At 74.2% G+C, this 20,120-nt stretch carries 17 protein-coding genes; 13 read left to right on the forward strand and 4 right to left on the reverse strand.

Going from position 1 to position 20,120, the window contains the following annotated elements:
* Nucleotides 1–3 precede the first annotated feature (3 nt).
* Nucleotides 4–681 (reverse strand): AIM24 family protein, encoded by a 678-nt coding sequence (locus ACH414_RS28315; protein WP_382545725.1) that lies wholly within the window; start codon nucleotides 679–681, stop codon nucleotides 4–6.
* 81 nt (nucleotides 682–762) lie between these two features.
* Between ACH414_RS28315 and ACH414_RS28320 the strand changes: the two genes are divergently transcribed.
* From ACH414_RS28320 to ACH414_RS28340, 5 genes are all read left to right on the forward strand, one after another.
* Entirely contained in the window at nucleotides 763–1,512 is a 750-nt protein-coding gene (locus tag ACH414_RS28320) for an aminoacyl-tRNA hydrolase (RefSeq protein WP_398943879.1), read from the forward strand.
* A gap of 113 nt (nucleotides 1,513–1,625) precedes the next feature.
* On the forward strand, nucleotides 1,626–2,996 hold the full coding sequence (locus ACH414_RS28325; protein ID WP_398943881.1) for a DUF692 domain-containing protein: 1,371 nt from the start codon (nucleotides 1,626–1,628) through the stop codon (nucleotides 2,994–2,996).
* A gap of 6 nt (nucleotides 2,997–3,002) precedes the next feature.
* Nucleotides 3,003–4,064 carry a TIGR04222 domain-containing membrane protein gene (locus tag ACH414_RS28330; protein ID WP_382545717.1) on the forward strand — a complete coding sequence of 354 codons (1,062 nt, stop codon included), beginning with the start codon at nucleotides 3,003–3,005 and terminating at the stop codon, nucleotides 4,062–4,064.
* A 58-nt stretch (nucleotides 4,065–4,122) separates the two neighbouring features.
* Nucleotides 4,123–4,863, forward strand: a complete 741-nt coding sequence (locus ACH414_RS28335; protein ID WP_382545714.1) for a TIGR04222 domain-containing membrane protein — start codon at nucleotides 4,123–4,125, stop codon at nucleotides 4,861–4,863.
* Between the two features lie 96 nt (nucleotides 4,864–4,959).
* Entirely contained in the window at nucleotides 4,960–6,657 is a 1,698-nt protein-coding gene (locus tag ACH414_RS28340; RefSeq protein ID WP_382545712.1) for an alpha/beta hydrolase, read from the forward strand.
* A gap of 49 nt (nucleotides 6,658–6,706) precedes the next feature.
* On the opposite strand, the gene hemQ is transcribed toward ACH414_RS28340, so the two are convergent.
* Together hemQ and hemG are read right to left on the reverse strand one after the other, a co-directional pair.
* Nucleotides 6,707–7,420, reverse strand: a complete 714-nt coding sequence (gene hemQ, locus ACH414_RS28345; protein WP_382545709.1) for a hydrogen peroxide-dependent heme synthase — start codon at nucleotides 7,418–7,420, stop codon at nucleotides 6,707–6,709.
* Nucleotides 7,421–7,437: 17 nt separating this feature from the next.
* Nucleotides 7,438–8,907 (reverse strand): protoporphyrinogen oxidase, encoded by a 1,470-nt coding sequence (hemG, locus tag ACH414_RS28350; RefSeq protein ID WP_398943883.1) that lies wholly within the window; start codon nucleotides 8,905–8,907, stop codon nucleotides 7,438–7,440.
* A gap of 139 nt (nucleotides 8,908–9,046) precedes the next feature.
* Here hemG and ACH414_RS28355 point away from each other — a divergent pair, with 139 nt between their 5' ends.
* Both ACH414_RS28355 and ACH414_RS28360 read left to right on the forward strand, forming a co-directional pair.
* Complete coding sequence (locus tag ACH414_RS28355) at nucleotides 9,047–10,072, forward strand: DUF4349 domain-containing protein (RefSeq protein ID WP_398943885.1); 1,026 nt, start codon at nucleotides 9,047–9,049, stop codon at nucleotides 10,070–10,072.
* A gap of 26 nt (nucleotides 10,073–10,098) precedes the next feature.
* On the forward strand, nucleotides 10,099–11,472 hold the full coding sequence (locus ACH414_RS28360) for an FAD-dependent oxidoreductase (RefSeq protein WP_398943887.1): 1,374 nt from the start codon (nucleotides 10,099–10,101) through the stop codon (nucleotides 11,470–11,472).
* A 40-nt stretch (nucleotides 11,473–11,512) separates the two neighbouring features.
* Here the strand turns inward: ACH414_RS28360 and hemE are convergent, their stop codons facing one another.
* Nucleotides 11,513–12,589 (reverse strand): uroporphyrinogen decarboxylase, encoded by a 1,077-nt coding sequence (gene hemE / locus ACH414_RS28365; RefSeq protein ID WP_382545697.1) that lies wholly within the window; start codon nucleotides 12,587–12,589, stop codon nucleotides 11,513–11,515.
* Between the two features lie 91 nt (nucleotides 12,590–12,680).
* Between hemE and ACH414_RS28370 the strand changes: the two genes are divergently transcribed.
* From ACH414_RS28370 to ACH414_RS28395, 6 genes are all read left to right on the forward strand, one after another.
* Nucleotides 12,681–13,385, forward strand: coding sequence for a DUF3000 domain-containing protein (locus ACH414_RS28370; protein ID WP_382545695.1), 705 nt, complete (start codon nucleotides 12,681–12,683; stop codon nucleotides 13,383–13,385).
* Between the two features lie 219 nt (nucleotides 13,386–13,604).
* Complete coding sequence (locus ACH414_RS28375) at nucleotides 13,605–14,270, forward strand: response regulator transcription factor (protein WP_017242457.1); 666 nt, start codon at nucleotides 13,605–13,607, stop codon at nucleotides 14,268–14,270.
* 130 nt (nucleotides 14,271–14,400) lie between these two features.
* On the forward strand, nucleotides 14,401–15,684 hold the full coding sequence (locus ACH414_RS28380) for an HRDC domain-containing protein (protein ID WP_382545691.1): 1,284 nt from the start codon (nucleotides 14,401–14,403) through the stop codon (nucleotides 15,682–15,684).
* 125 nt (nucleotides 15,685–15,809) lie between these two features.
* Nucleotides 15,810–16,583 carry a ferritin-like domain-containing protein gene (locus ACH414_RS28385; RefSeq protein WP_382545688.1) on the forward strand — a complete coding sequence of 258 codons (774 nt, stop codon included), beginning with the start codon at nucleotides 15,810–15,812 and terminating at the stop codon, nucleotides 16,581–16,583.
* A gap of 138 nt (nucleotides 16,584–16,721) precedes the next feature.
* The gene (locus tag ACH414_RS28390; RefSeq protein WP_382545685.1) at nucleotides 16,722–17,948 is read left to right on the forward strand and encodes a thiolase family protein; all 1,227 of its coding nucleotides are present in this window, start codon (nucleotides 16,722–16,724) and stop codon (nucleotides 17,946–17,948) included.
* The gene (locus ACH414_RS28395; RefSeq protein WP_382545683.1) at nucleotides 17,945–20,083 is read left to right on the forward strand and encodes a 3-hydroxyacyl-CoA dehydrogenase NAD-binding domain-containing protein; all 2,139 of its coding nucleotides are present in this window, start codon (nucleotides 17,945–17,947) and stop codon (nucleotides 20,081–20,083) included. Before ACH414_RS28390 ends, ACH414_RS28395 begins: the two co-directional genes overlap by 4 nt.
* Nucleotides 20,084–20,120 lie beyond the last annotated feature (37 nt).

The raw sequence follows: 20,120 nt of genomic DNA on the forward strand, positions 1-20,120 counted from the left end.
GGGTCAGTTGGCCGACTTCTTCTGCGGCGTCAGCTCGCTCGGGCGGACGATCACGAAGCCCTGGCCCTCCAGCTTCAGCTGGATCGCCTCGCCCGATCCGCCGCGCATCATCGAGCCGAGCGACTGCGAGCGGTGCAGCGAGGTGCGCAGCTGCTCGCTCCAGCCGACGACGGCGTCGGTGTCGACGTGCACCGGGGCGTCGGGGGTGACGGGGATGACGACCGGGTTGCCCTCGCAGATCAGGGCGATCTTCCCGTGGCCGGTGAAGACGCTGTTGAAGAGGCCGCCGCCGGTCATTCCGGCGCCCTTCACCGTCTTGATCTCGTACGCCAGGGTGGAGTCGAAGCAGAGCACGTTGCGGCCGTTGACGGTCAGGGCGTCGCCCGGCTCGACCTCGACGATGAAGCAGTTCTGCGCCTCGTGGGCGAACCACGCCTCACCCTGGCCGCGCACGGTCATCAGCGGCAGGCCCTCGCCCGTGAGGGCGCGCTTGAGCAGGCCGCCGAGGCCCTGGCTCTTGTGCTCGAACTGGAGGTTCCCCCGGAAGGCGATCATCGAGCCCTGCAGGGCCTGCATCTCCCCTTGGACGGTGTACTTGACCGACTTGGCGTTCTGGAGGGTCATCCCCGGAAACGTCGCCGCCTCGGCGAGGTGCTCGCTGGCGAAAAGATCACTCTTCATGGAGGGCATCCTGGCCCGGAAGCGCGCGTTCCCACAAGAAACGCGTGCGGCCGTGGATCCGGCCGGTGGCAGACTTGCCGGGTGAGCAGCCACGACACCGCACCCCGGGACCCGCACGACCCGCGCGAGCAGCACGACCAGCAGGACCGGACCGACCCGCGCGACGAGAAGCCGCAGTACGTCCTTCCCCTGGTGGTCCGCATCGAGCGGGACGCGCCGCCGGCCCGTACCGACGCGCTGGAGACGTCCGCCCGCGCGGTCCTGGAGATCCTGGCCGACGACCGGTCGCTCGGCGAGGGCGAGTGGGCGCGGGCCATGACGGACTGGCAGGACGCCCGGATCCGCAAGGTCGTGCGCCGGGCGCGCGGCGCGGAGTGGCGCAAGGCCGTGGCCCTGCCGGGGATCACGGTCGTCGGCGAAGGCGGTGCGGAGGTACGGGTCTTCCCGCCCGTCCCCCTGGACGGCTGGCCCAAGGAGCTGGCCAAGCTGCAGGTCTCGGGCACCGACCTCGACGACCCGGCCGAACCGGGTCCGGTGCCGGAGGGCGCGCCGGTGCTGTGGCTCAACCCCGAGCTCGGCATGTCCGCGGGCAAGACCATGGCGCAGACCGGACACGGCGCGCAGCTGCTGTGGTGGGCCCTGTCCGACGCGGCCCGCAAGACCTGGCGCGAGGCCGGCTTCCCGCTGGCGGTGCGGACGGCCGACCCGGCGCGCTGGGCCCGGCTCACGTCGAGCGGGCTTCCGGTGGTCCGGGACGCCGGGTTCACCGAGATCGCGCCGGGCTCGTGCACGGTGGTGTCGGAGTACCCCGCGGTCGGGCTGGCCGGATAGGCCCCGGCGGCACCCGCCCACCCCGAAAGCTCAAATCAAGCTCTGAACGTTCCCCTGGCCGGATTCGAACCCCTCGTTCCGGGCCATCACCCTCAGGACCGAAGGAGGGGGACATGAAGGAGCTCGGTATCGGCATCGGCTGGCGGCCCGAGATCGCGGACGCGGTGGAGGCGCTGGACGGGGTCGAGTGGGTGGAGGTCGTCGCGGAGAACCTGTGCGACGACCATCTGCCCGGCTCCCTGGAGCGGCTTCGGGCGCGCGGGGTGACCGTCGTGCCGCACGGGGTCTCGCTGGGGCTCGGCGGCGCCGAGCGGCCGGACGCGGGGCGGCTCGCGGCGCTGGCGCGCAAGGCGGAGCTGCTCGGGGCGCCGCTGGTGACGGAGCACATCGCGTTCGTACGGGCCGGGGGCCCGCTCACCGCGTCGCCGCTTCTGGAGGCGGGGCACCTGCTGCCCGTGCCCAGGACCCGGGACGCGCTCGACGTGCTGTGCGAGAACGTGCGGATCGCGCAGGACGCCCTGCCGGTGCCGCTGGCCCTGGAGAACATCGCGGCCCTGGTGTCCTGGCCGGGCGAGGAGCTGACGGAGGGCCGGTTCCTGGCGGAGCTGGTGGAGCGTACGGGGGTACGGCTCCTGGTCGACGTCGCCAATCTGCACACCAACCGGGTCAACCGCGGCGAGGACCCGGCCGAGGCGCTCTCCGAGCTGCCGGTCGAGGCCATCGCGTACGTGCACGTGGCCGGCGGGCTGGAGCGTGACGGGGTCTGGCACGACACCCACGCGCACCCGGTGGCGCGGCCCGTCCTCGACATCCTGGCCGACCTCGCGTCGCGGACCTCCCCGCCGGGGGTGCTCCTGGAGCGGGACGACCTGTTCCCGGCGCGGGAGGAGCTGGCCGCCGAACTCGACGCGATCCGCACGACGGTGACGACGGCCCGGCGGCGCCCCCTGCTCATCGGGGCGGGGGCCCGTGTCTCGGGCGGGGCGATGCCGGTACGGGTGCCGCGCACGGTTCCGGCGCAGCGGAGCGCGACGCCGCGGGACGTGGCTCACGGGACCGCGGCCGGTACGGCCGACGCCGCCCGGCAGCGTCTCGGGCTCGCGCAGGCCGCGCTGCTCTCCGCGCTGGTCGCCGGGACGCCCGCGCCCGAGGGCTTCGACGTGCGGCGGCTGGGCGTGCAGAGCCGGGCGCTCGCCGCGAAGCGCGCGGACGTCGTGGCCAAGGTCGCGCCCGAGCTGCCGGAGATCCTCGGTGACGGCTACCGGCCCGCGTTCCTCGCGTACGCCAGGAGCCGTCCCATGACGGACGGCTACCGGCACGACGCCCTCGACTTCGTCGAGGGGCTGCTCGTCGCGGGCCGTCCGGAGGATCCGGCGGCCCACCGCGCGCTCACCGCCTGGTGGCGGGAGCGGGCCGGGATCCGCCCGCCGGGTCCGGTCGCGCGTCTGGCCCACCGTGTCCGTACCGCCCTCGGAAAGGGGTGAAGCGCCGTGACCACGTCCGTCGTTCTCTTCTACGTCATCGGCGCCGCCGCCGTCGCCCTGATGATCGCCTTGTCCCGGCGGGCCCGCGGCGGCTCCGGCGGGGCCGTCCACGACCGGTACGAGGCCGCGTTCCTCAACGGCGGTCCGGCCAGGGTCGCCGACACCGCCCTCGCCTCCCTGGCCGCCGACGGCCGGATCGCGATCGGCGGCCCGGGGATCGTCCAGGTCCTGCGGCCCACCGCGCACGACCCCGTCGAGCGGGCCGTGCTCCAGGAGCTGGCCGCCGCCCCGCACGGCGCCCTCGCCCCGCTGCGGTACGCCGTCATGCGGCACCCGGCGGTCCAGGAGACCGGGGACGCCCTCGCGGCCCGCGGGCTGATCGTGGTGCCCGGGCGGCGGCGGGCCGTCATCCGCTGGTGCATCGGGCTCGGCGTCGCGGCCGTGGCCATGGCGCCGGTCGCCCTCGTCATCACCGTCGGGCAGTTCATGCGGGGCGAGACCCCGGTGCCGTTCATCATGAAGGTGCTGCCGGCGATCGTCGGCGTGGTGATCACGGCCGTGGTGTGCGCGTCCTCGGCCGCGAGCCGGGTCTCGCCGGCCGGCCGGGAGGCCGTGGGGGCCTTCGGGCGCGGGCACGCCCACCTCGCCGACCCGGGGACGCTCGTCGCGCTGTACGGGCTGCGGGCGCTGCCCGACCCGGCGCTGCGGGAGCAGCTCGCGACGGCGGCCCGCAGCCGGCCCGCGGCGCCGTACCCGCGCGGCTCGCGCCGGCACCACTCCGCCTCGTCCGGGTCCGCCTCCGGCGGCTCGGAGCTGCTGCCGGTCATGTGGTGCGCGGCGGCGGCCGGGGGCGAGAGCGGCGGAGGGGGCGGCTGCGGGAGCGGCAGCTCCTGCTCCGGAGGGGCGGGAGGGTCCGCGTGCTCCGGGGGCAGTTCCTGCTCCGGGGGCGGCAGCTCCTGCTCCTCCGGCGGCGGCAGCTCCTGCTCCTCCTCGTCGAGTTCGTGCTCCTCGTCCTCCAGCTCGTGCTCCTCGTCCAGCGGCAGCTCCTGCTCGTCCAGCAGTTCCTGACCGGCCCGGCTCGGCCGTTCCGGTGGCGGGGTACCCGGTCCTCCCGTACAACCAGGGCATGGTCTGGGTCCCGCTCCTCCTCGTCGCCCTCGTCGTCTGCGGCGTCAGCTGCGCCCGGGTGTGCCGGGCGTCCGTCGCGGCGGACGCCCGGGCGGGCGGGGACGGCGGCGGGCTGAGCGTCTGCGAGGCGGCCTATCTCGCGGGCGGCCCGCTGCGGGTCACCGATCTGACCCTGGTCTCCATGCACCGGGCGCGGCTGCTCCTGCTCGCGCACACGGGCTGGGCGACCGTCGCGGCCGAGGGCGGCGGCCGAGACGAGCTGGAGCGGGCGGTGCTCGGGGCGATCGGGCCGCAGGGCCAGTCCCGGATCCCGGCGGTACGGCCGCTGGTCGCCGACGACGAGAGCGTGCGGGCGCTCGCGGCCGGCCTGGTCGCGCGGGGGCTGGCGCTGCCGGAGGACGCGCGCCGCTCGGCGGCCGCGGGGGCCCGGGCGGTGCGGGCGGCGTTCCTGCTGACCCTCGCGCTGGGGGCGGGCGCGGGGCTGCTCGTGCCGGCGGGCGAGCGGGCGCCGGTGCTGGCCTGGTTCTCGCTGCCGCTGGTCGCGGCCGGACTGTGTCTGCTGATCGCGCGGGCCGAGGCGCCCGACTACGCGTGCTGGGCCTCGCCCGCGGGCAAGCGGCTGCTGGCGGGGCTCTCCCTGGCCGATCCGCTGACGGCGCTCGCGAAGCGGGGCACCCGGGTCCTGGAGCCGGAGCTCCGTGCCGCCTTTCGGGTACATGACAGGCAACACCCGTCGTAGTTCCTTTACTTCGCCCGCACGCCGCGGTCCCTTGGTCGTCAGGCCGCTCGCCAGACCGGCCGCCGTCACGCCGCCGTGACCAGAAGGGAAGCGTCGATGAAGTCCGTCGCGCTGCACGCGCTCCTGCTGTCCGCCCTCGTCGCCCCCGCCCTGGCCGCCCCCGGCGCGGCCGCCTGGGCCGCCCCGCGGCTGGAGGCGCCGCCCGCCGAGGCCCGGGGCGTGCAGGCCGCCGTGCGGGCCGCGGCCGCCGAGGGCATCCGGTTCGGGGCGTGCCCGGCGGTCGAACGGCTGCCGGGCTCCGTCGAGTGCGGGACCGTGCGGGTGCCCCTCGACTACGCGCACCCGGACGGCACCCGTATCGCGCTCACCGTCAGCCGGTCCCGGGCCACCGGACCGGCCGCCGGACGGCAGGGCGCCCTGGTCTACAACCCGGGCGGGCCCGGCGCCTCCTCGACGTACTTCCCGCTGGCCGCCGGGCTCCCCGAGTGGAAGCGGATCGCCGCCGCGTACGACCTGGTCGGCTACGCCCCGCGCGGGGTGGGCCGTTCCGCGCCGGTCTCCTGCCAGGACCCGGCCGACCGGACGAAGGGCCCGACGCTCGCGCCGACGCTGCCCTCGGAGGTCTTCAAGAAGGAGCGGATCGCCCGCGCCAGGACCTACGCGCAGGGCTGTGCCCGCCGCACGGGCGCGGCCCTGCGGCACTACCACTCGCTGAACAACGCCCGGGACCTGGAGGTCCTGCGGGCCGCGCTCGGCCAGCCGCGGCTCACGTTCATGGGCGCCTCCTACGGCACGTACTTCGGCGCCCTGTACGCGACGCTCTTCCCGCACCGGGTGCGCCGGATGGTCTTCGACGCGCCGGTCAACCCGGCGCCGCGGCAGATCTGGTACGTCAACAACCTCGACCAGTCGCTCGCCTTCGAGCGCCGGTGGGCCGACTTCCGCACCTGGGCGGCGAAGCACGACAAGGTGTACGGCCTGGGCACGACGCCCGGCGAGGTGGGCGAGAACTACGAGAGGGTGCGGGTCGAGCTGGCCGCCGCGCCGGCGGGTGGGAAGGTCGGCCCGGGGCAGCTGCACGGGGCGATGCTCCAGGCGCTGTACGACGACCGCTTCTGGCCGGCCAGGGCGGGCGCCCTCGGGGCGTACCTGAAGGGCGACGCCAAGCCGCTGATCGCCCAGGCAGGTCCGGCGGAGGCGCCCCGCAGCGGGGAGGCGGAGGCCGGCGACCCGGGGAACGCGGCGGCCGTGTACACGGCGGTGGAGTGCAACGACGCTCCCTGGCCCGAGGACTTCGCGCTGTGGGACCGGGACAACACCCGGCTGGCGAAGCTGGCCCCGTTCGAGACCTGGGACAACGTGTGGGCGAACCTGCCCTGCGCGTACTGGAAGGCGCCGCGCCGGAAGCCGCTGGACGTGCGGACCGGTCCCGGAGTGCTGCCGCCGGTGCTGATCCTGGCGGCCGAGCGGGACGCGGCGGCCCCGTACGAAGGGGCCCAGGAGTTGCAGCGCAGGCTGTGGGGTGCGGCCCTGGTGACCGAGCGGGACGCGGGGACCCACGGCATCGGCGGCGGGACCAACGCGTGTGTGAACGGCTACCTGGAGCGCTATCTGCTCGACGGGGCCGTGCCCGGCGGTTCGGCACCGCCGGCGGGAGGGACGCCGGTGCGGCGCGCGTCATGCGCGCCGCACCCGGAGCCGGACCCGGTGTCGCTGGAGCGGCAGGCGGAGTTCCGCCGGCCGTCTGATCTTCCGGGTCGAGGGGTCGCCGCACGGCTGGGCGCCGGGCGGTGACCGGGTTCGGTGGGCCGGGGCCTGTCCTTCGGGTCAGGCCCCCGGGCCGTCAGGCCAGGCCGGCCACCAGCTCCGCCACGCTGCGGCGGCGGCCGGTGTAGAACGGGATCTCCTCGCGGACGTGCATCCGCGCCTCGGAGGCCCGCAGGTGGCGCATCAGGTCGACGATGCGGTGCAGCTCGTCGGCCTCGAAGGCCAGGATCCACTCGTAGTCGCCGAGCGAGAACGAGGCGACCGTGTTGGCGCGCACGTCCGGGAAGCCGCGGGCCATCTTGCCGTGGTCGGCGAGCATCCGGCGGCGGTCCTCGTCCGGCAGCAGGTACCAGTCGTAGGAGCGCACGAAGGGGTAGACCGAGACGTAGTCGCGGGGGGTCTCGTCGGCCAGGAAGGCCGGGATGTGCGACTTGTTGAACTCGGCCGGGCGGTGCAGCGCCATGTTCGACCAGACCGGCTCCAGGGCACGGCCCAGACGGGTGCGACGGAAGAGGTTGTACGCCTCCTGGAGCTCGTCGCTCGTCTCCGCGTGCCACCAGATCATGACGTCGGCGTCGGCGCGCAGACCGGAGAGGTCGTACGTGCCGCGGATCGTGATGTCCTTGGCGGCGAGCTGGTCGAACAGCTCCTGGACCTCGTCGGCGTAGCCGCCGCGGTCCTCGGGAAGGTTGTCGCGCAGCTTGAAGACGGACCACAGGGTGTAGCGGATGACCTCGTTGAGGTCCTTCGCCTTCTTACCGGCGTTCGGGATCTTTTCGGGCGCACTCATACGCCTATTCTCGCCCGTCACGAAGAGTGCCCGGCACCAGGGTCGGCCGTTTCGGACGTGGCGATGATCTCGTCGGCCGCGCGTCGGCCGGAGGCGATGCACGCGGGGATGCCGACGCCCTCGTACGCCGCGCCCGCGAGGCGCAGTCCGGGCAGCTCCGACACGGCGGCGCGGACCCGGGCGACCCGGGCGAGGTGGCCGACCGGGTACTGCGGCAGGCCGCCGATCCAGCGGGTGACGGTGGAGGCGACCGGGCGGGCGGCGAGGCCGGTGGCGGCGGCCAGGTCCTTGAGCGAGACGTCGACCAGGTCGGCGTCCTCGCGGTGCACCTGCTCCTCCTCGCCGTGCCGGCCGACGGAGGTGCGCAGCACGAACAGGTCGGGGGCGGACGCGGAGACCCAGCCCCACTTGCTGCTGGAGAAGGTGGAGGCCTTGATGGTGTGCCCGTCGACGGGCGGGACGAGGAAGCCCGAGCCGGGCAGGGCGGGGCCGGCGAGGAGGTCGTCGCGCCGGAAGGCGAGGGTGACCAGGGCCATGGAGGCGTAGTCGACGGCCGCGAGCTCGGCGGAGGCGGCGGGCGCGGTGTCGGCGAGGAGCGCGGCGGCGGGTCCCGCGGGGGTGGCGAGGACGACGGCGTCGGGGGTGAGGACCCGCTCGGGGGTCACGACCTGCCAGCCGCCCGGGCCGGTGCGGCGCAGCGCGGTGACCGGGGTGCGGGTGAGGATCTCGCCGCCGGCGGCGCGGATCGCGTCCGCGACGGCGCCGGGCAGGGTGCCGACGCCCCCGCGCAGGCCCGCGAAGGCGGCGCCGCCGAGGCCGGTGCCGGCGCCCGCGGCGTCGCTCGGGGTGACGGCGCCGGCCCGCTGGACGGCGCGGACGGCCTCGGCGAGGGTGGCGTGGCGGCGGGCCGCGTCGAACAGGGCGGGGACGGCGGCCCTCATGGAGATGCGGTACGCGTCGCCCGCGTAGACCCCGCCGAGGAGGGGTTCGACGAGCCGGTCGACGACCTCGTGGCCCATGCGCTCGGCGACGTACGCGCCGATGGCGATGTCCTCGCCGATCTCGGTCGGCGGGAGTTCCGCGTCGCGGGCGATCCGGCGGACGGCCTCCTCGGAGAGCAGTCCCGCGACGGCGTGGCCGTCGGCGGGGACGCCCATGACGTGCCCCTTGGGCATGGGCGTCAGCTCGCCGCGGGACCAGACGGACGCGGTGGTGGTGGCGGGGGCCACGAGCCGGTCGGCGAGGCCGACCTGCTCGGCGAGCGCGAGGGCCTCGGGGCGGCGGGCGAGCAGCGACTCGGCCCCCAGGTCGACGGGGGCGCCGGCGATCTCCCCGGCGAGGAGCTTGCCGCCGAGCCGGTCGCCGGCCTCCAGGAGGGTGACCCGTGCGCCCGCCGTGACGAGGCGGTGGGCTGCGGCCAGGCCGGCGATGCCGCCTCCGACGACGACGACGTCCGGTCCGCCCGTGGTCTGCGCGTTCGCGTTCATGGGACCACTCTCTCAAATCGCCCACGCGCTTCCGTTCCGAGGCCGGACCGTGACCGCTTCGCTACCGCGGGACGGCAACCCGCGCCCGGGCCGGCGCGTCCAACGGGCATCACACACCACGGCCTTGGGGGGTCCACCGATGCGGGGAACGAGAAGAGCGGGCGCGGCGGCGCTGCTGGCGGGCGCGCTGCTGCTGACGGGCTGCGCGGGGGCGGGCGGCGCCGACACCGCGTCGAGCGACGCCAAGGGGCGCGGGAGCGCGGAGAAGCCCGCCTATGACGCCCCCGGGGCTGAGGGCGGCGCGGGGGCCGCGGGGTCCGCCGGGGCCGAGAAGGCGCCCGACGGCAAGGCGGGGACCCGGGCGCCGGTCCCGGCTCCGCAGCACGTCATCCGCACCGCCGAGCTGTTCGTCGAGGTGCCGGACGCCGGGAAGGCGCTGGCCGCGGCCCGTCGGGTGACGGCGGGCGCGGGCGGCCATGTCGAGAACGAGACGACCGAGCGGGTCGACGACACCCATGTCACCTCGCGGGTGGTGCTGCGCGTCCCGCAGGGGCGCTACGACTCCGTGCTCGCCGAACTGGCCGGTGCGGGCAGGCTGTTGTCGCGCAAGGCGGACGCGAAGGACGTCACCGGCCAGGTGGTGGACGTGGAGAGCCGGATCGCCACTCAGCGGGCGAGCGTGGCGCGGGTGCGGGCCCTCATGGACAAGGCGACCCGGCTGAGCGACGTGGTCACCCTGGAAGGGGAACTGAGCCGCCGCCAGGCCGACCTGGAATCGCTGCTCGCCCAGCAGGCCGCGCTGAAGGACCGTACGGAGCTGGCGACGATCACGCTGGAGCTGACCGAGCCGGAGGGCGCCGGAGCGGTCGAGGACGAGGACCGGCCCGGCTTCCTGGACGCGCTCGGCGGCGGCTGGAACGCGCTGGTGGCGGCGCTCGCCTGGGCGCTGGTGGTGCTCGCGGCGATCGCGCCGTGGCTGGCGCTGCTGCTGATCGGGTACGCGGTGTGGCGCTGGGGCGTCCGGCCGCGGCTGCCCCGGAAGCCGAAGGCGGAGCCCGGGCCCTGGGGGGCCGGGACGGAGCGGCTCGCCACCGGTGTGCCGGCTCCGGCGCCGCCGGTGGACGGCTCCGCCGACGCCTCCCGGCAGGAGGGGACCAACCCGTAATCCCCTTCCCGTCGTAGCGTGTTCGTATGAGCGAACGACTGGTGGTCATCGGCGGCGACGCGGCGGGCATGTCCGCCGCGTCGCAGGCACGCAGGCTCAAGGGGCCCGGGGAGCTGGAGATCGTCGCCTTCGAGCGGGGGCACTTCAGCTCCTACTCGGCGTGCGGCATCCCGTACTGGGTCGGCGGCGACGTCGACGGCCGGGACGAGCTGATCGCCCGGAGCCCCGAGGAGCACCGGGCGCGGGAGATCGGTCTGCGGATGCGCACCGAGGTGACCGAGATCGACGTGGACCGGCAGCGGGTGCGCAGCCGGGACCTGGAGTCGGGCACGGAGGAGTGGACGGGCTTCGACAAGCTGGTGATCGCGACCGGCGCCCGGCCGCTGCGCCCGCCGCTGCCGGGCATCGACGCGCCGGGGGTGCACGGGGTGCAGACCCTGGACGACGGGCAGGCGCTGCTCGACTCGCTGGGCCGGGCGCGGGACCGGCGGGCGGTGGTCGTGGGCGCCGGGTACATCGGCGTGGAGATGGCGGAGGCGCTGCTCGGGCGGGGCTTCGAGGTGACGGTGCTCAACCGGGGCGAGCAGCCGATGGCGACGCTCGACCCGGACATGGGGCGTCTGGTGCACGAGGCGATGGACGGCCTGGGCATCACGACGGTGGGCTCGGCGCCGGTGACGAAGATCCTGACCGGCGAGGACGGGCGGGTCCGCGCGGTGGCGACGGACCGGGAGGAGTATCCGGCGGACGTGGTGGTGCTCGGCATGGGCGTGGTCCCGGAGACCTCGCTGGCGCGGGCGGCGGGGCTGCCGCTGGGCACGCACGGCGGTCTGCTGACGGATCTGGCGATGCGGGTGCGCGGGCACGGGAACATCTGGGCGGGCGGCGACTGCGTGGAGGTCCTCGACCTGGTGTCGGGGCGGGAGCGCTATGTGCCGCTGGGCACGCACGCCAACAAGCACGGCCAGGTGATCGGCTCCAACGTGGGCGGCGGCTACGCGACCTTCCCCGGCGTGGTCGGCACGGCGGTGTCGAAGGTGTGCGACCTGGAGATCGCCAGGACCGGGCTGCGGGAGAAGGACGCCCGGGCGGTGGGGCTGCGGTACGTGGCGGTGACGATCGAGTCGACGAGCCGGGCGGGCTACTACCCGGGGGCGAAGCCGATGACCGTGAAGATGCTGGCGGAGCGGCGCACCGGGCGGCTGCTCGGGGTGCAGATCGTGGGCCGGGAGGGCGCGGCCAAGCGGGTGGACGTCGCCGCGGTGGCGCTCACGGCGGGGATGACGGTGGAGGCGATGACGGTCCTGGACCTGGGCTACGCGCCGCCGTTCTCACCGGTGTGGGATCCGGTCCTGGTGGCGGCGCGCAAGGCGGTGGCCGCCGTGCGGGCGGCGGGCTGACCCGAGGGGGTGCCCGCCGCCGGCCGGTGTGCGGTGCGGGTCAGACGGCCGTGCGGGTGTGCACGTAGTCGACCAGGCGGGTCAGGGCGTCCGGGTCCATCGCGGGCATGACGCCGTGGCCCAGGTTGAAGACGTGCCCCTCCAGGTCCTTCGCGGCGGCGAGGACCTCGTCCGTCTTGGCCTCGACGACCTCGCGGGAGGCGAAGAGCACGGCCGGGTCGAGGTTGCCCTGGAGCGCCTTGCCGGGGCCGACCCGGCGGGCGGCCTCGTCGAGCGGGACGCGCCAGTCGACGCCGACGACGTCGGCGCCGGCCTCGCCCATGAGGCCGAGCAGCTCGCCGGTGCCGACGCCGAAGTGGATGCGCGGCACGCCGTACGAGGCGACCGCGTCGAACACCTTCGCCGAGGCCGGCATGACGGAGCGGCGGTAGTCGGCGGGGGCCAGGGCGCCCACCCAGGAGTCGAAGAGCTGCACGGCGGAGGCGCCGGCCTCGATCTGCACCTTGAGGAAGGCCGAGGTGATCTCGGCGAGGCGGTCGAGCAGGTCGGCCCACAGCTGCGGGTCGCCGTACATGAGCGCCTTGGTGTGCTCGTGGCTGCGGGACGGGCCGCCCTCCACGAGGTAGCTCGCGAGGGTGAACGGCGCTCCGGCGAATCCGATCAGCGGGGTGGACCCCAGTTCGGAGGTGAGCATGCCGATCGCCTCGGTGACGTAGTGGACGTCCTCCGGGGTCAGGTCGCGCAGCCGGGCCAGGTCGGCGCGGGTGCGGATCGGGTCGGCGACGACGGGGCCCACGCCGGGCTTGATGTCGAGGTCGACGCCGATGGCCTTCAGCGGGACGACGATGTCGCTGAAGTAGATGGCCGCGTCGACCTTGTGGCGGCGCACCGGCTGCAGGGTGATCTCGGTGACCAGCTCGGGCCGCATGCACGACTCGAGCATGGGGATGCCCTCGCGGACCTTCAGGTACTCGGGCAGGGACCGCCCGGCCTGCCGCATGAACCAGACCGGCGTGTGCGGCACGGCCTCGCGGCGGCACGCCTTCAGGAACGCGGAGTCGTACGTCTGCGGCTGGTGCTTCGGCTGCTGGCCCTTCGGGCTGTCAATGGCGCTCACGCCCAGAATCTTCGCATGTGGCGAGAAGCCGCTCGCCCGGCCCGGGTGTCCCTCCCTGCGCACGGGCCCCGTTCCGCCTACTCTTCCCCGCATGGCTGCGGCTCAGGGACATTTTTCCGATCATTCCGACGGCATTCGAGGGACGGAGAAGACGGCGGGCGACAGGGTGGACCCCACGGAGACGAACCCGGTGCCTCCCGCTTTCGGGCGGGCGGTCGAGGGGCTGCGCTCGGTCCGGCTGCGGCCGGAGATCGAGGTCGATCCGACCCGGCCGCCGCAGCGGCTCGCCCCGTACGCGTACGCCCTGGAGGCGGCCGTGGTGGAGGGCGAGGACGATCTGGCGGACGGGCGTCTGGTGCTGCTGCACGACCCGGCGGGCCACGAGGCGTGGAAGGGCACGTTTCGCCTGGTCACGCTGGTCAGGGCCGAGCTGGAGCCGGAGATGGCCGCGGACCCGCTGCTGCCGGAGGTCTGCTGGTCGTGGCTGACCGGGGCGTTCGAGGCGCGTGGTCTGGCGTACGGGGAGGCGAGCGGGACCGTGACCATGGCGGGCTCGCACTACTTCGGGGGGCTCGCGGAGCGGCGGCCGGCCACCCAGATCGAGATCCGGGCCTCGTGGACGCCGCGGGAGGGCGCCGCCGGGGTGCCGGACACCGGGGCGCACCTGGCGGCCTGGTGCGATCTGCTGTGCCAGATCGCGGGGCTGCCGCCCTCGCCGGCCGACCCGGGGGCGGGGACGACATCGGGGGCGGGGGTCGTCTCGCTGCCCCAGCGGCGGGGACCCCAGCAGCCGTAGCGTCGATTTCCGGACAGTTCCGGTCGCGATGCGCGTACGGCTCGTACGATGATCGATCACGCGTCCGAATTGCCCGAATTATTACTCACCAAATCGTGATCTTTCCCTAAAGGCGGGCGGCCCAGCTGCCGAAGGAGTCAGTGACCCCTTCACAGCACGGGTTCGCCCCCGGCTTCTTCCCCGAGCCGGCTCCGTCCCCGCACCTTCCCAGGAGGCCTGGTGTCCGTTCTCCTCGAGCAGCCCGCAAGCCTGGTCGCCTACCGCCCGAACAAGCCGACGGCCATGGTCGTCGTGGCCGACCCGCGCGTCCGCTCCACCGTCACCCGCCACCTGTGGGCGCTCGGGGTGCGCGACGTCATCGAGGCGTCGTCCATCGCGGAGGCCCGCCCCCGTGTCGGCAACCCGCGCGACATCTGCGTGGCCGACGTCCACCTCCCCGACGGCAGCGGGCTCACCCTGCTGTCCGAGACCCGCGCGGCGGGCTGGCCCAACGGCCTCGCCCTGTCCGCCGCCGACGACATCGGCGCCGTACGCAACGCCCTCGCCGGCGGTGTGAAGGGCTATGTCGTCACGGGTACCCGCACCAACATCGGGCACCCCACCCGCCCCGGCGCCGCCCCCATCGGCTCCGCGGCCGCCCGCCTCGGCCACCGCCGCCCCCCGGGTGCCCCGAGCCACCCGGGCGGCTACCGCGAGCTCTCCGGCCGTGAGGTCGAGGTGCTCCGCCTGGTCGCCGAGGGCCAGTCCAACAAGGCGATCGGCGTCTCCATGGGCCTGTCCGCCCTGACCGTGAAGAGCCACCTCGCCCGCATCGCCCGCAAGCTGGGCACCGGCGACCGGGCCGGCATGGTCGCCGTGGCCCTGCGCACCGGCATCATCCACTGACCCTGCCGCCCCCCTGAGGGCCGACAGGACCGACAGAAGACCGGCGCCTGTCGACGGAACGTTCCGTCCGCTTCTGCGGATCCGTACGTTCCGTCGATGGGCGCTTGCCATTCACAGATACCCTTGACAGGTGACCGACGCCCAAGACACCGCAAGCGACACAGCGCTGCGAACCACCGGGGGCGCCCCCTCGGACGACGACGTCCCTGCGAATGGGCTGCCGATCCCGCTGCTCGAACCCCGCGAGGGCATTCCGCCCGTCGTGGCGACCGACGAGGCCCTCGCCGAGGTCGTCGCCGCCTTCGCCGCCGGACGCGGCCCCGTCGCCGTGGACGCCGAGCGCGCGTCCGGGTACCGCTATGGACAGCGCGCCTATCTGGTCCAGCTGCGCCGCGAGGGCGCGGGCACCGCGCTGATCGACCCGGTCGGCTGCCCGGACCTCTCCTCGCTGGGCGAGGCCCTGGCCGGCACCGAATGGATCCTGCACGCCGCGACCCAGGACCTGCCGTGCCTGCGGGACATAGGCATGGTGCCGACGCGGCTCTTCGACACCGAGCTCGCCGGGCGGCTCGCGGGCTTCCCGCGGGTGGGTCTCGGCGCGATGGTCGAGTCGGTCCTCGGCTACGCCCTGGAGAAGGGGCACTCCGCCGTCGACTGGTCCACCCGCCCGCTGCCCGAGCCCTGGCTGCGCTACGCGGCGCTGGACGTCGAGCTCCTGGTCGACCTGCGCGACGCGCTGGAGAAGGAGCTGGACCGGCAGGGGAAGCTGGCCTGGGCGCTGGAGGAGTTCGACGCCATCGCCTCCGCCCCGCCGGCCCCGCCGCGCAAGGACCCCTGGCGCCGTACGTCCGGCATGCACAAGGTGCGCAGGCGGCGCCAGATGGCGGTGGTCCGGGAGCTGTGGACCGCCCGCGACAAGGTGGCGCAGCGGCGTGACGTGTCCCCCGGCAAGGTGCTGAGCGACGCGGCGATCGTGGAGGCGGCCCTCGCGCTGCCGCCGAACGCGGGTGCCCTCTCGGCGCTGCCCGGCTACGGGCAGCGGATGGGCAAGCGCCAGCTGGAGCAGTGGCAGGCGGCCGTGGACCGGGCGAAGGCCCTGCCCGAGGCGGAGCTGCCGCAGCCGGGCCAGCCGGTGGCGGGCCCCCCGCCGCCGCGGGCCTGGGCGGACAAGGACCCGGCCGCCGCGGCCCGGCTCTCCGCGGCCCGCGCCGCGGTGTCGGCGCTCGCGGAGGAGCTGAACCTGCCGCAGGAGAACCTGATCACCCCCGACACGGTCCGCCGGGTCTGCTGGGAGCCGCCGGTCCCCGTCACGCCGGAGACGGTCGCCGCGGCCCTGACCGGCCACGGCGCCCGCGCATGGCAGGTCGGCCTGGTGACCCCGCTGCTGGTGACGGCGCTGTCGGCGCACGCCTAGGCGCGTCGTACGCACCCCGTGAGGCCCCCGGACCCTTCGGTCCGGGGGCTTCGTCGTGTCCCGGTTCCGTCACCGCCCCGTCACAGAGCTTTTGAACGCGCTCAAGAAGCACTAGCTTTCTGAACATGATCAAAAATGGGATCAAGGGCGGGGCCGGAACGACGGGCGACTACGCGGACTGGGTCCGCGACTTCACCGAGGAGCGGGAGCGCCGCACCGCGCTCGGCGATCCGGACTGGGCGCGGGGCGCCCGGCTGCCGGAGGCACTGATCCGGAGCCTCCAGCGCTTCCAGGTCGGCGAGGACGGCGACGGGGCCCAGCTCCGCGCGAAGGCGGCCGGGGCCGGCGACCCGGTCTACGCCGAGGCGGTGGACCTCTTCGTCGCCGAGGAGCAGAACCACGCCCGGATGCTCGCGCTGCTCCTCGCGGCGGCCGGGGCGCCGACCCTCGCCGGCCACTGGACCGACGCCGCCTTCGTCCGGCTCCGCCGGCTCCTCGGGCTGCGCCTGGAGCTGCTGGTCCTGATGGTGGCCGAGGTGGTGGCGCTGCGCTACTACCGCGCCGTGCGCGACGGCACACGGGACCCGCTGGCCGCCGAGGTCGCCGGACGGATCCTCGCGGACGAGGAGCGGCACGTGCCGTTCCACTGCCGCCGGCTGCGCGAGGACCTCGCCTCCCTGCCCGCCCCCGCCCGGCGCGCCACCACGGCCGGCTGGCGGCTCCTGCTGGCCGGGGCCGCGCTGGTCGTCGCGTACGACCACGGCCCGGCCCTGCGCGGCCTGGGCGTGCGCCGGTCGGCCTTCGTCCGGGACGTGGTGCGCGACGCGGCCCCGATGGCGGCCGTGATGGACGGGCGAGGCGGCACCGCAAGCCCCGGGCGGCCCCCTCGGCGGGTGTGACCTTCACCGCTTGGGCCGGGGGGGCTGGGCAGTCTGGTTACCCGCAAGTAGCATGGGGGGAGCAAGCGCGCGCTTAGCCGCGTGCAGGGCAGCGCGCCCGCGCAGCAGTGCCATCCCGCACCCTGGAGGAGAGCCATCGTGCCTCGTACCGTCAGGGACGTCGTCTTCGTCGACGGCGTCCGTACCCCGTTCGGCAAGGCGGGCCCGAAGGGCATCTACCACGAGACCCGCGCCGACGACCTCGTCGTGAAGGCCATCCGGGAGCTGCTGCGCCGCAACCCCGGCCTCGACCCCGCCAAGATCGACGAGGTCGCCATCGCCGCGACCACGCAGATCGGCGACCAGGGCCTGACCCTCGGCCGCACCGCCGGCATCCTCGCGGGTCTGCCGCAGTCCGTGCCCGGCTACTCCATCGACCGCATGTGCGCCGGCGCGCTGACCGCCGTGACGTCGACCGCCGGTTCGATCGCGTTCGGCGCCTACGACGCCGTCATCGCCGGTGGCGTCGAGCACATGGGCCGCCACCCCATGGGCGAGGGCGTCGACCCGAACCCGCGCTTCGTCAGCGAGAAGCTGGTCGACGAGTCCGCCCTGTTCATGGGCATGACCGCCGAGAACCTGCACGACCGCTACCCCACCATCACCAAGCAGCGCGCCGACGAGTACGCCGTGCGCTCGCAGGAGAAGGCCGCCAAGGCGTACGCCGACGGCAAGATCCAGCGCGACCTGGTGCCGATCTCGGTGCGCCGCACCAACGCCGAGGCCGGCGAGACCGGCTGGGGCCTGGTCACCGCCGACGAGCCGATGCGCCCGGGCACCACCCTGGAGTCGCTGGCCAACCTGAAGACGCCGTTCCGCGTCCACGGCAACGTCACCGCGGGCAACGCGGCCGGCCTGAACGACGGCGCCACCGCCTCGATCATCGCCTCCGAGGACTTCGCCCGCGAGAACAACCTCCCGGTGAAGATGCGCCTCGTCTCCTACGCCTTCGCCGGCGTGGAGCCCGAGGTCATGGGCTACGGCCCGATCCCGGCCACCGAGAAGGCGCTGGCCCAGGCCGGCCTGTCCATCTCGGACATCGGTCTCTTCGAGATCAACGAGGCCTTCGCGGTCCAGGTCCTCGCCTTCCTGGAGCACTACGGCATCGCCGACGACGACGCCCGCGTCAACCAGTACGGCGGCGCCATCGCGTACGGCCACCCGCTCGCCTCCTCCGGCGTTCGTCTGATGACGCAGCTGGCCCGCCAGTTCGAGGAGCAGCCGGAGGTCCGCTACGGCCTCACCACCATGTGCGTCGGCTTCGGCATGGGCGCCACGGTCATCTGGGAGAACCCGAACCACAAGGACGCCGGAGGCAGCAAGTGAGCACCACCGCAGAGCTTCTGAAGGGCGCCGCCGAGCTCTTCCCGGACGAGGTCGTCACCTCGGCCCACGTACGTCACTTCGAACTCCCCGCCGGTGCGGGCAGGTTCGCGCTGATCACGCTGGACAACGGCTTCGACCACACCAAGCCGACCACCTTCGGCCCGCAGTCGCTCGCCAACCTGAACACGGCGATCGACCAGGTCGAGGCCGAGGCCGCGAACGGTGAGATCGTCGGCGTCGGCATCACCGGCAAGCCGTTCATCTTCGCCGTGGGCGCGGACCTCAAGGGCGTCGAGCTGCTCAAGCAGCACTCCGACGCGCTGGCCATCGGCAAGGGCGGCCACGACGTCTTCAAGCGTCTCGCCGGTCTGGCCGTGCCGACCTTCGCGTACTACAACGGCGCGGCCATGGGCGGCGGTGTCGAGGTCGGTCTGCACTGCACCTACCGCACCGTCTCCAAGGCCCTGCCGGCCTTCTCGCTGCCCGAGGTCTTCCTCGGTCTCGTGCCCGGCTGGGGCGGCTGCACGATCCTGCCGAACCTGATCGGCGCGGAGAAGGCCGTCTCGGTCATCATCGAGAACTCGCTGAACCAGAACCGCCAGCTCAAGGGCAAGCAGGTCTTCGAGCTCGGCATCGCCGACGCGCTCTTCGAGGGCGCCGACTTCCTGGAGCAGTCCCTCATCTGGACGGCCGGCGTCCTGAGCGGCTCCGTGACCGTCGAGCGCCCGGAGATCGACCGCGGCGAGGCCTGGGACCAGGCCGTCGCCAAGGGCCGTGCCATCGCCGACTCCAAGGTGCACGGCGCCGCCCCGGCCGCCTACCGCGCCCTCGACATCATCGAGGCCGCCAAGGACGGCGACCTGCAGAAGGGCTACGACGCCGAGGACCAGGCCCTCGCGGACCTGATCATGGGCGGCGAGCTCCGCTCCGGCATCTACGCCTTCAACCTGGTGCAGAAGCGCGGCAAGCGTCCGGCCGGCGCGCCCGACAAGTCGCTGGCCCGCCCGGTCACCAAGGTCGGTGTCGTCGGCGCCGGTCTGATGGCCTCCCAGCTCGCCCTGCTGTTCCTGCGCCGCCTCGAGGTGCCGGTCGTCCTGACCGACATCGACCAGGAGCGCGTCGACAAGGGCGTGGGCTACGTCCACGGCGAGATCGAGAAGCTGCTCGGCAAGGGCCGCATCAACCAGGACAAGGCCAACCGCCTCAAGGGCCTGGTCTCCGGTGTCCTGGACAAGGCCGAGGGCTTCGCGGACGCGGACTTCATCATCGAGGCCGTGTTCGAGGAGATGTCCGTCAAGCAGACGGTGTTCGCGGAGGTCGAGGCGGTCGCCCCGGCGCACGCGATCCTCGCCACCAACACCTCCTCGCTCTCGGTCTCCGAGATGGCCTCGAAGCTCAAGCACCCCGAGCGCGTGGTCGGCTTCCACTTCTTCAACCCGGTCGCGATCCTCCCGCTCCTGGAGATCGTGCGCGGCGAGCAGACCGACGACGCCTCGCTGGCCACGGCCTTCGGTGTCGCCAAGAAGCTGAAGAAGACCGCGGTCCTCACCAAGGACGCCCCGGCGTTCGTCGTGAACCGCATCCTGACCCGCTTCATGGGCGAGATCCAGAACGTCATCGACGAGGGCACCCCGGTGGCCGTCGCCGAGAAGGGCGTCGAGCCGCTCGGTCTGCCGATGTCGCCGCTGGTGCTCCTGGAGCTGGTCGGCCCGGCCATCGGTCTGCACGTCTCCGAGACCCTGAACCGCGCCTTCCCGGAGCGCTTCACGGTCTCCCCCAACCTGAAGGCGGTCGTCGAGGCCGGCAAGCGCGGCTTCTACGTCTACAAGGCGGAGAACGGCTTCAAGCCCGAGCTCGACCCCGAGGTCGCCGCGCTCCTGAAGCAGGGCGACGTCGTCCTGACCGAGGAGCAGGTCCGCGACCGCGTCCTGGACGCCGTCGCGCAGGAGATCGGCCTGATGCTGGAGGAGGGTGTCGTCGCCGAGGCGCAGGACATCGACCTCTGCCTGATCACGGGCGCGGGCTGGCCCTTCCACCTGGGCGGCATCACGCCGTACCTGGACCGTGAGGGCGTCTCCGAGCGCGTCAACGGCAAGCGGTTCCTCGCGCAGGGCGTGGCGAGCGTCCCCGCGTAGGACCGCCCCGCAAGGGTGACGGCGGCCCCGGTACCAC

The sequence above is a fragment of the Streptomyces sp. NPDC020422 genome (assembly GCF_044386705.1).
Lineage (GTDB): Bacteria > Actinomycetota > Actinomycetes > Streptomycetales > Streptomycetaceae > Streptomyces.